Source organism: Paraburkholderia sp. RL17-381-BIF-C (assembly GCF_046026435.1).
In the GTDB taxonomy this organism is placed as follows: Bacteria; Pseudomonadota; Gammaproteobacteria; order Burkholderiales; family Burkholderiaceae; genus Paraburkholderia.
The window spans coordinates 32,351-42,375 of record NZ_JARESX010000065.1 but is presented as its reverse complement, the minus strand read 5'-3'; the positions used below and the strand labels follow the sequence as shown (position 1 = coordinate 42,375).

Annotated in this window: 8 protein-coding genes; 1 reads left to right on the top strand and 7 read right to left on the bottom strand. The window is 53.4% G+C overall.

From position 1 onward, the window contains the following. Window positions 1-101: 101 nt before the first annotated feature. Complete coding sequence (locus P0D70_RS28910) at window positions 102-779, top strand: dTDP-4-dehydrorhamnose 3,5-epimerase (RefSeq protein ID WP_408186958.1); 678 nt, start codon at window positions 102-104, stop codon at window positions 777-779. A gap of 584 nt (window positions 780-1,363) precedes the next feature. Here the strand turns inward: P0D70_RS28910 and P0D70_RS28905 are convergent. The 7 genes from P0D70_RS28905 to P0D70_RS28875 are packed head-to-tail and all read right to left on the bottom strand — an operon-like array spanning window position 1,364 to window position 10,016. Then, a complete protein-coding gene (locus P0D70_RS28905; RefSeq protein ID WP_408186957.1) occupies window positions 1,364-2,890 on the bottom strand; it encodes a right-handed parallel beta-helix repeat-containing protein in 1,527 nt (508 codons plus the stop codon). After that, window positions 2,887-4,131 carry a glycosyltransferase family protein gene (locus tag P0D70_RS28900; RefSeq protein ID WP_408186956.1) on the bottom strand — a complete coding sequence of 415 codons (1,245 nt, stop codon included), beginning with the start codon at window positions 4,129-4,131 and terminating at the stop codon, window positions 2,887-2,889. The genes P0D70_RS28905 and P0D70_RS28900 overlap by 4 nt, the downstream gene beginning before the upstream one ends. Window positions 4,132-4,156: 25 nt before the next feature. After that, complete coding sequence (locus P0D70_RS28895; protein ID WP_408186955.1) at window positions 4,157-5,293, bottom strand: glycosyltransferase; 1,137 nt, start codon at window positions 5,291-5,293, stop codon at window positions 4,157-4,159. Further along, window positions 5,293-6,387, bottom strand: coding sequence for a glycosyltransferase (locus P0D70_RS28890; RefSeq protein ID WP_091801816.1), 1,095 nt, complete (start codon window positions 6,385-6,387; stop codon window positions 5,293-5,295). Before P0D70_RS28890 ends, P0D70_RS28895 begins: the two co-directional genes overlap by 1 nt. 3 nt (window positions 6,388-6,390) lie before the next feature. Continuing rightward, window positions 6,391-7,344, bottom strand: a complete 954-nt coding sequence (locus tag P0D70_RS28885; RefSeq protein WP_408186954.1) for a polysaccharide pyruvyl transferase family protein — start codon at window positions 7,342-7,344, stop codon at window positions 6,391-6,393. After that, window positions 7,345-8,637, bottom strand: a complete 1,293-nt coding sequence (locus P0D70_RS28880; protein ID WP_408186953.1) for an MATE family efflux transporter — start codon at window positions 8,635-8,637, stop codon at window positions 7,345-7,347. It lies immediately after the preceding gene. Then, complete coding sequence (locus P0D70_RS28875; protein ID WP_408186952.1) at window positions 8,634-10,016, bottom strand: O-antigen polymerase; 1,383 nt, start codon at window positions 10,014-10,016, stop codon at window positions 8,634-8,636. Before P0D70_RS28875 ends, P0D70_RS28880 begins: the two co-directional genes overlap by 4 nt. Between the last annotated feature and the right edge of the window lie 9 nt (window positions 10,017-10,025).

Genomic DNA, 10,025 nt, shown 5'->3' with positions numbered 1-10,025 from the left:
TCTCGTCAAGAATGCTTACGGCAAGTATCTGCAAAGCCTTCTTACGGAGCAGGTGGCGTGGCAATCAAGTTAATCGCAAGCGCGTTACATCGCAAACCGAAATGAAATTCTTCGACCTGTCAGGAGCGGCAGTGAGACCTTTGCGCGCGTGTTTGCTGTGTCTTTTTGCAATGTCCACGTCCGGCTTCGCTCAATATCACACCGCATCGAGCCGGCAAACCGCTCAGTCGACTTATTCCACCGGCAATGCGAGCGACCTGGACTATACGTCGGTTGATCCGGCCACATTGACCTCTTACTCATCGACCGGTTTGCCTGTGCCGGAGGACTCGAACACGTCGAAATTGGGGCATTACAGGCGTCGCTATGCGGACCACCAACGTCGTCGGGACCTCGACGACAAGAAGGACGCCAACAGTTCGCCTTACGCGCCACCCAGCCTGACCAAGGAAGCGACCGTAGGGAAGGATTTGATAGATGAGCCGGATTACCTCACCGACATGATGCTTGAGTCCGCATCGGAAAGCGGCGACGATCTTGCACTTGGCGACAAAAACAAAAAAGGGCGTCAATTGAAGTTTCAAATGTCAAAGAAGCGCGCACTTCAATCGTCGCTTCTATCCCAAGGCAGTTCGGCGGACACGAGTAACCTTGCGTCCTATTCCGAAATGACTTCAACGCATGGCGACACTGAGGCGCCGTCCGGCAATAAGCGCTTCAGGCTAAGCCCCGCAATGAAGTCTTACAAAAGCATGCTCGGCGGCGCGGACGCCAACTGACAAAGCGCTTTCCGAACAAATACGCTGCTCATTCCACCTCCGCTAATACGGCTTGCGACGCTAATCGTGGTCCCCGCCGGCAGGACTGCCCTTCGCGAGGCGTACCGATCGCGCGCGCAAATGCTTGCTCAAGGCTTGTCGAAGCCCGCCGTTCCGAACTGGTAGACTAAGGCGCTGCCTGCCTTGGAGCCATCGTGCGAGATTCGCGAACACTGACACGCTTACGGAACATTGGCGAAAGTCTCGCCCTGTTGTTCCTTGCCATGGCCGTTTGCATTGCCGTCGTGATCAGCAAGGTCTGTGGCAGCGTAGGTCGCCTGTGGGGACGCCGTAAGCGTCGCCCTCAGCAGGACGTTGCAATGGACGATTACGTGCGGTCGCTGCAGGAGGCGCGCACGAGGAGTGCGTCGGCAGATCGGATCGAGCATGGTCTGAGAACGCCGAACGGATCCGACCAGCAGTTGGAGCGATCGGCTAACCACGAGAATGCCTCGGCTCCGCGCTGCGCGGCCGAAGACGCTCACGGCCGGGACTGAGCGCAAGATCAGAACTCGGTCTTGCACGCGCCGACGCCGGAAACCAACTTACGGATCAAGAGTGGGCGCATCGCGGAGATCCTGAACCACGTTGTCTTGCACAGAAACCCTCCCCGGATTGTCGGAGCGAATCCAGGCAGTAATCCTCGCCGCGTTTTTCTGCCCCGCTTCAGTGGAGAGCAAATTTGCGGACTGAGTCGTGTCAGTCGAAACAAAAATCCGGTTTCTGGCAACCTGCCATTGCCTGGAAAGACTTCCCGGGCCAATCCAGATTGCGTAATAGCAATCGCCAATCAACTGGTTCTCGTCAATTCGGCCAAAATTCCATCCCTTGCTTGCCGAATTGGCGCCCGTTACGATGTGGCTGCCCCGCCCCAGCATCTGTTCTTTTCTCACCCGTCCACCCGCGACCCATTGGGGAGAAAAACTTTTATTCTGGTAAATCTCCGCATTCCCAGCACAGTAGAAGTGAATATTATTGCATTTATACAAAATATTATTCATTACCCTGATACCGCGATTCCGCTCGGAGATCCAGATCCCACCTACCTCCGCATATCTGCTATTGGACGCGATAGCGCATTGATTCAACGCGTTATGGTGGATATCCACGTTCAGATTCGAGTTATTCACACCGTTAGCATAGAAAAACTCGGAAGACCGGTCCACTGTATCTCTGGCCAGTAGAATGCCAATGGCGTCGGTTCTCGATATCCTGTTGAAACAGACCTCGCCTCCCGACACGCCCCCAAGAAAAATTCCCCGAGCAGCACCATCCTCGCAAATATTATTCGCTATTCTGACGTTCGAGCTATATTTCTCACCCGCGCTATTTCCGACGTAGGATTCATTATTTCCCGTGAACCACGTTACGGCGACACAGTCGTCGCCCGGCAAGCTCACGCGGTTGGAAATAATGCGTATATCGTCTCCGCAACCCTGACAGGTTATGCCGTCTGCTTTGGTGTGATGGACATAATTATCGTGGATATAAACATGGGTCGATTTTTGCACCCAGATCCCCGCCGACCAGCTTCCATCGATCTCAATTCCGGAAATCTCCAGGCCCCGAGCGCCCTCCACATAAATCGAGAAATTGTTGTCGATTCTTGCAGAGGGCCCCGATACATAAGCGATTTTTCCATGACTCAATTTCAGATTCTGACATCCACCTAAGCTGGACGAAGATTTGAAGGTGAGCCCCGACGGCGAAGGACCTGTCGGGGTAGGACGGTCTACCAGCAGGGTTGAACCGTTCAGATCCAATGCTGCGTTTTTTAAATCAACGAATACGAGCGGCCTGACGCGATAGACCTTTCCCTTTCCTGCCACGACCGTGACGCCGGACCGCATGGCACGCGTGAAATATTCCGTATCGTCGTCAACGCCGTTGCCCTTCGCACCCAGCTCGTCGATACGCACGCTGCTCTTTGTACCGTCTGGCCTTGCAATGCCGGAAGAAGCAGATGCATCGCTTTCTGCCGGTCGCGCCAAAGAGGGCAACAGACAATACACCCCGGTCAGGATAACTTTCACAACGGAGCGTCTTTTCTCCAGGCGATCGACCGGTTTCATCGGCTCTCCGTCGACCGCGAACCGAACGTCTTCGCCGGCTGAACGGCCTCCTCCACCAGTTCGTCAGTCAGCGGTTGCGACGCGGGCATCATTGCGGCATACACCCCCTCGTGTTGGGCCGCTATCTCGTCCCAGGTAGGCGCAATCGTCCTTCTCACCGGTGGACTCCATGGTCGCGTCCAGTCCAGAATCCTCGCCGCTATGTTGGCAGGATCATCGTCTGCGGGAACCAGCAACACACGCTCGTCATTCGAAGGCTCATAACCTGTTCCACACTGCTCGAACTCGTCCTGCGCGCCCGGAAACGTGGAAAGAACCTGCGTGCCCAGCTCGGCCGAGTACCAGAAACTTCCTCGTCTTGCCGAAAGACCATCAGAGAACAGCTGAAGAACTACGTCACACGCAGAAAGCCGTAACGCCAGTTCATCCGCCCGCTCGACATAGCCGCACAATTCGACATTGCCTTCGAGCCGATACTCCGCGATTTTCTTGCGAAAATTTTCCCGTTTCTCGTCGTGCCCATCCGGAAAATCGCCGCACATAACCAGATTCACCGCGCAACCTTTGTTCAGCAGCGCATTGACAATATGGAGCATTTTTTCCGGCTGTTTCCATTCATAGACGAATCCGAAAAAGCCTAGCACCAACTGGCGAGCGGACTCGCCGTGGCCGAGCCTGCTTCTTCCGAGGGCCAGCCGCGACAGTGCGCTTTCACGTGCCGCCAGAATATCGGCTGTTTCAAGCTCTGGAATATCAACATTCACGGCGATCGGAATGACCACCTGTTGTTGAGCGCTCCTCGTATACTTTGCAATCCGTGAACTTAAAAATGCTTTTCGTTCCCGTTCAGAGGCAAAGATCAGGACGTCTGCCAGAAGAATCGTCAAATAGACGCTTGCACGGCGCAACACGTGCATGCTTCGCCATTCGTGCAACGTGATAGCCAGGCGGCTCGATCGAAAAAAGAGCCGACCTATGACTGGCACGACGCCAGGCATGACGGATGTGCCCCACCCCTCAACCGGATACTGGATATGTACAATGTTCGATCGGTTAAAGAATCGAAGAAATCCAAACCATTTAAATATACTCGCCGGTTTGAATCTCGAATGAACAAAGCCAATCTTCGAGCCGAGCGTTGCGCGTCGGCCCAGAGCTGCTGCCACTTGTTCCGCATAGTCCCCGATACCGTCACGATCAATTGCGGGATCGTGACCAACCACATAGTCGACATGAATCATATTGTCCTCGATAAATCGGGGCCACCTACTCCATAAACCCCGCGGTGCCCACCGCCTCTGCGTGCGGAATGACGGCCTGATACATCTGCAGCATCTTTTCGTTCATCGCCTGGGATTTAAAAACGCTGGTATAGCGCTCACGCGCTGCATGCCTCAAGTGGGCCAGATTTTCAAGCTTCAACTCAGCGAAGAAAGCCACCGCCTTCTCTGTATTTTCAAAATCGAGGTGATAACCGCTAATCCTGTGTTCCACGATATCCGGCAACGCTCCCGCCACGTTGCATATCACCGGCGTGCCCGATCGGAGTGCTTCGACAGCAACGAGGCCAAAACCTTCCCAACGTGAAGGCACCACGAGAGCGTCGGCGAGCTCATAAAAAAGCTGCAACGCATCTCGCTCCTGCCAGCCAATGATTTGTACATTCTCAGGACACGATCCGCGAACCTGTGCCCACCAAGCGGAATTGACAACAGCCTCCCCGACTATCGTCAACTCGATATCGTTTCGCGCAGCCGACCGAAGCGCATTGAACAACAGATCGATACCCTTCTGGTAATCCAGCCTGCCGACGAATAACAGGCGTATCGCGCGGCCTTCGCGTGAGATGACCCGATTCCGCGGCGCGTCCGACACGACATCCGAAATTCCACTTACGATCAGTTCCAGCTTATGTTCCGGCAAGCCGGCGTTGAGTGCGGCGGTGTACTCGTGCTCGGAAATGCAAACGATCTTGTGGCACGCTACCGCCAGCATCGTTTCGATCTTTTTCCACAGCCAGTTCGTACGTTCTGCACCCTGGCGCAGATAGGACCAACCGTGCGGACAATAGACAACCTTCGTCTCCTTGCGTAAAGCCATCAACACAACGCGACCAATGGCGCCGGCAAAAGAACTGTGCAAATGGATAACGTCTGGCGCCTGCGTCTTGACGAGCTTGAGAATCGCCACGCAGAGATTCAGCATCGTAGAGAAAGAACGGCCTTTTCTCCTGAATTCCCAGACAACGGCTTCGTGAAACTCGCTTCGCCCGCCCGCTCCGTCGCGGGGGACGATGATGTGGACATTGTCCGCTCCGTAAAGACCCACCTGGAACGGAATAATCTCCGCCAAATAGGATTCGATGCCGCCCTTCAGCGTCTCGCATACGTGCACTATTTTCATCAGGTCCCCCCGATTGCATCTCGAGCCAGAATCAAACTCACTTGCTGGGCAATGTAGTTTTTCGAGGTCAGCGTTTCCTTGCGCGCACGCTCGAACGCCGCACGCTGATAACTCCGTCGCGCCGAGACATCCGTGGCAAATCTCCTGACTTGCGAACCAAGCGATTCGGCACTACCCGTCTCGTAGTACATCACTTCGCCATCTTCGAAATAGTCAGTCAGGCCTCCGGTATTTGCCGCGATGACAGGCACGCCCAGAAATGCCGCTTCCAGTACGCAGGTAATGCCGGACGCGTGCATGTTGCTTTTCAGCGGCACCACGACGAGGTCCGCCCATGCATACGCGTCCTTTACCTCACCGAGCGAATTCGCGGACTCTATTTCCCATTCATCCGGATATGACGCAACCGATTTCTTGAAGGTACGGCTAAGCACTCGTACGCGGATGTCACTCACTTCGGAGAGAGCCGCACAAAACGTGTTCCAGTCTCGATGTTCGTCATTACCGATCGCAAGAACTCTCACTGCCGAATCGTCCCGAATAGCCGGAAGCTCCTCAGTCAAAAAGCTGTCGCGACAAATGCCGAATTTCACCGATCTCGCGTTGATCCGGCTGTCGAGCTGGTTCAACCAGTCCTGGTTCTGGCTGGACAACGTGATGACCAGATCCGCCTTCCTCAACACAGCTCCGAGAATCCTTGCGCCGAACTTACTCTGCTGTTTCAGCACGTCTGGGGTCCAGATAATCTGGCACACGGTCCTCGCTTTGATCAGCCACGGGAAAACTGTTCTCAACAGCAGAACAGAGAACGTCTCTTTATCCGTATGGGTAAAGATGTAGTCCGCTTTTGCCATTCCCCTGATATTTCTCAGCGCATGTACGAGATCGGCACGAAATATCCTGGATACAATTTTTCTGAAAATACGGGAAAGGGGGTTTTCGTTAAACGACTTCGAATAAAGCACGTCGAATCCAGACTCCTCCAGATAATGATATCCATAGGGCGTTCTGTCCGGCCTGAGGCCTTCGTCGAATGACTTCTTCCAGTTCTCAACGGAAATCTCAGCCCAAAGCAATACGAATGCTGTGCGCACGGCTCACACTCCGCTGGCAGAGAGGACCACATTCGGAAGTGCCTTCGTCCAGCACTCGTAATAACCTGAGTTTTTGCCATACGAGTTATCAATCAGAACAATTTCTTTGTCCAGCAAGGCACCGAGAATGTGCCCATGCAATCTCGATGTCACAACGCGCTCGTATTTCGAGAAGAAATTCACATTCGCCTCGATAATTGAGCGCACCACCGGCAGGTACATTTTCCATGGACGAACCACCCTGACCGGAGCCATTCCCGCTAAGCGATGAAATTTGGTCGACCACTGTTCGAGAAACGGCGCCGAAAACTTCTGCAAATCGTTCCAATCTCCTTGAAAGTCCCGCCCAGGGACCGGCAGTTCCGAAACTTGCGAAGCCTGCGGCTGCTCTTTGTCTCCACGAATCAACCAGAGCGTACCGTTCGCTGCATCGCGCATTGCCGGTTTGAACGGTGATGATCCGTAGAGCCAATGCGCCATGTCGGGCAACAAATACACTTTGTCGCTCAGAAAATCCGCGGCAAACTTGTAGCTTTTTTCGTCTCGAACACAGATATGTAGATTTTTATGCCTTTTGAAAATTGCAGCCGATTCCTTGGCCTTCTTCACATCAGAAAAGTGGATCGTCTGCGGCAGGAGAACAATCTTATTGTCGGGAAATTGACTTACGATCTGCTCACGAAATGACTGATGCCACGGATAAAGGTCACCGAAGTTACCTCCCCCCTGCAATACGATCGCCCTGTCGCCAACCGTATTTCTGGAAATCTGCGACTTTTCCTTCAGACTGAAGCGGTCATCGATGATGATATTGTTATCACGAAAGAAATTTTCACTCCCCTGAAATATCAGCAGATCCCCGATGTTGAAATATACGGGATAGTCGGCAAATATTATGTGCTCGCCTTGCGGAATGATTTCCAGCAACGACGTCAGTTTGTGTTTTAGTGAATTCATTTAGCCTCCCCGTTTTAAAAAACCCAATGCCCCACCCCAATCGGTGCGCGAAGGCATCCAATTTTCAGATCGCGTTTCAAAAGCGCCCTTGAACATGACCCACGCTACAGTGAGTTTTAGAACGGAGGACATCAGAATCCCGGTCGCAACGCCGACTACACCGAGCTGCAACCCGAGCAGATAGGCAAATACAATCGCAGACAAGCCGCCCACCAGTTGGCGGACCGCCCCCTTGTGCGGCTCGCCTACAGCACTGAACGCCTGAGAAACAATCAGGCTTCCCCCCGCTACACAGGAATCAATTGAGAGAATGCACAGGACCTTGAGGAATCGGGAAATCTCCACGTTCGTGATAAAGAACGAGGACAGCATGACCGGGGTCAGGCACGCCGCCATCAGCACCGACAAAACCGTGATATATCGGAAATTGACGGCAGTTTGTTCCACCACTGCATTTCTTGATTTCCCAATCGCCTTTGCCAGCAGCACCTGACTCAACGAAATCGGAATTTGGCCTACGCCCCGCGCAATTGCTGCGACGATCGTATAGATGCCTACCTCCCGCATCGGCATGGACAATGCGATTAACGCGATCTTGTCCACCTGCCAAACCAGGATGTTCATTACATCGCCAATCCAGTACAGCGAGGCGAGACGGCCGAGTTCGCGTACATCCTTCCGTCCCAACACGCCTCTATTTTTATATTCCTTGATGCACACGACGATCGTGAACGCACTGCTTGCCAGTGATCCAGCGGCGTAGGCAGCCAGATAAGCTTGCGTTTCCACCACCGAGAACAGACCGAAAACGAGAATTCCCACCGTGGTCACCGCTGGCGACATCAATCGCGAGACACTAAATACATGGAACAGCTTTTCGGTTTGACAGGCACCCGAAAACAGCGCGTAGACGATCGTAGAATCGGTCAGAACGATGGTCCAAATCGTCACCAGCGTCCTATCGGCCGAAATTTTGCTTGCGATATACGGTGCAATTGTCAAGCTGACGAGCGTGCCTGCGCCAAGGGAGAAAATGGCGCAGACAATCAAACATTTAAAGAGACTTTCCGCACGTTCAGGGAACCGTTGCGTCAGATAAACGAACCCCAGATGAAGCCCAAAACAGCATATCGAAGCTAATAAGGGCGGATACGTCATAATCGCCGTCACCGCGCCGCGCGTGTTTAGACCGGCGAACAGCGATGTAAGGGCTACATTGCCGAAATTCAGCCCCAATATGGCGACATTCGATCCCAGCGCCTGACGGAATAGTGAATTGAAGTGTCGCGTCATATCCGCACTCTCATTGAGTTCGCGGTAGCCATTCGCCTCGAACCACGGTTAAACACCCATTCAATCAAGGCAACGAAAATCACCAGGAACAGGTACCGATTGGTATAAAACACCGCCAATACAGGGTCACCGTTTCTAAATAGAAACCAGCAATACATGATGAAAATCATGTATGCGCTCAGGAAACTCCAACTCTTTCGGGTTCGATTTTTCAACCAACGGTCAACACGGCCGATCAGGTATCCAAGCGCAATACCATACGGAATCAGACCAATCCAGCCAAATACCAGAAAGGCGTAACCAAAAATTGTCGGCGGAATTCCCCAGCCGGAAATTCCCATTGATCGCTCAACCAGAATGTGGTCCAGGGGGACATATGAATCGAACGGCATGAAAGGCGAGACGAGCGCCATGACATGAAGCCAGCCATAGTCGTAATCGGTCAGTCCGATGCCATTCTGGTACACGTTGATAATCTGATCGAGCACCCAGAATTCGGAGGTGTCGAGTAGCGCCAACGGAACCGCAACGGCATCGCCCGGCTGAAATCCGGATCTGACGAGAAACAGCAGGAAGAGCATTCCGGCTGCCGCAAAGCCGATCAGGGCGAGCTTTCGCAGTCTAACCACGGACTTTCTTGCAACCAGCGTGACGATAATCGCCATCAATACGTCGAACGCATACTCGCGCTTGATGAAGCAGACCGCCATCACCAATGAGATGCCGCACAAAATGGAATAAGAAATAACCATTTTGCGAGATTTGCGAAGTGCAAACAGCGCCGCACTGACGATAGCGAATCCCGAAATCAGCGTGTAGATCGACCCATTCTTGCTTGCAGATCCCACCTCGTCCTGAGTTGCCGCGAAATAGGTTTCCGCGTTGTAATTCGCAATCAGGCCTTGCACTCCACCCACAGCCTTCAAGTAGCTGAAAAAGAACAGGATGGAACAGGCAATCATGAACAGACTGATCACGACTGCCAGCTTTGAACCCTTTGCCGGTGCACCAAGTGCAACGCCATCGGTCCCACTGAGCTTGGTTCCGGATAGAAACGCATAGACAAACAGAACCGTTCCAATGATCCATTGGTTGTCGTCACTCAGGTCGAAACCCGAGAATTTGTCGATCGCACCTAGCAGAACCAAGGCGGCGCGCGGCAACACGTAAAGGCTGAACACAATGAGCATGACGAACGCCGGCCCGGCGAGATTCTTCTTTGTCGCCTCCAATAGCGAACACGCGATCGTCGCCAAACAGATGATTCCGAAAACGGGAAAGATCTGAGCGCCGAGCGCGGCAAAGAGCGCGCTCAACGCCAACAGCAAACTTAGCGGGAGCGGCCGTCGTGGTGCCGTATAGGTTCCAATGGTTGCCATAGCGGTTCG

Coding starts and splice junctions, on each gene's coding strand:
- P0D70_RS28910 (WP_408186958.1), top strand. CDS start 102: ATGAAATTCTTCGACCTGTCAGGAGCGGCAGTGAGACCTTTGCGCGCG.
- P0D70_RS28905 (WP_408186957.1), bottom strand. CDS start 2,890: ATGAAACCGGTCGATCGCCTGGAGAAAAGACGCTCCGTTGTGAAAGTT.
- P0D70_RS28900 (WP_408186956.1), bottom strand. CDS start 4,131: ATGATTCATGTCGACTATGTGGTTGGTCACGATCCCGCAATTGATCGT.
- P0D70_RS28895 (WP_408186955.1), bottom strand. CDS start 5,293: ATGAAAATAGTGCACGTATGCGAGACGCTGAAGGGCGGCATCGAATCC.
- P0D70_RS28885 (WP_408186954.1), bottom strand. CDS start 7,344: ATGAATTCACTAAAACACAAACTGACGTCGTTGCTGGAAATCATTCCG.
- P0D70_RS28880 (WP_408186953.1), bottom strand. CDS start 8,637: ATGACGCGACACTTCAATTCACTATTCCGTCAGGCGCTGGGATCGAAT.
- P0D70_RS28875 (WP_408186952.1), bottom strand. CDS start 10,016: ATGGCAACCATTGGAACCTATACGGCACCACGACGGCCGCTCCCGCTA.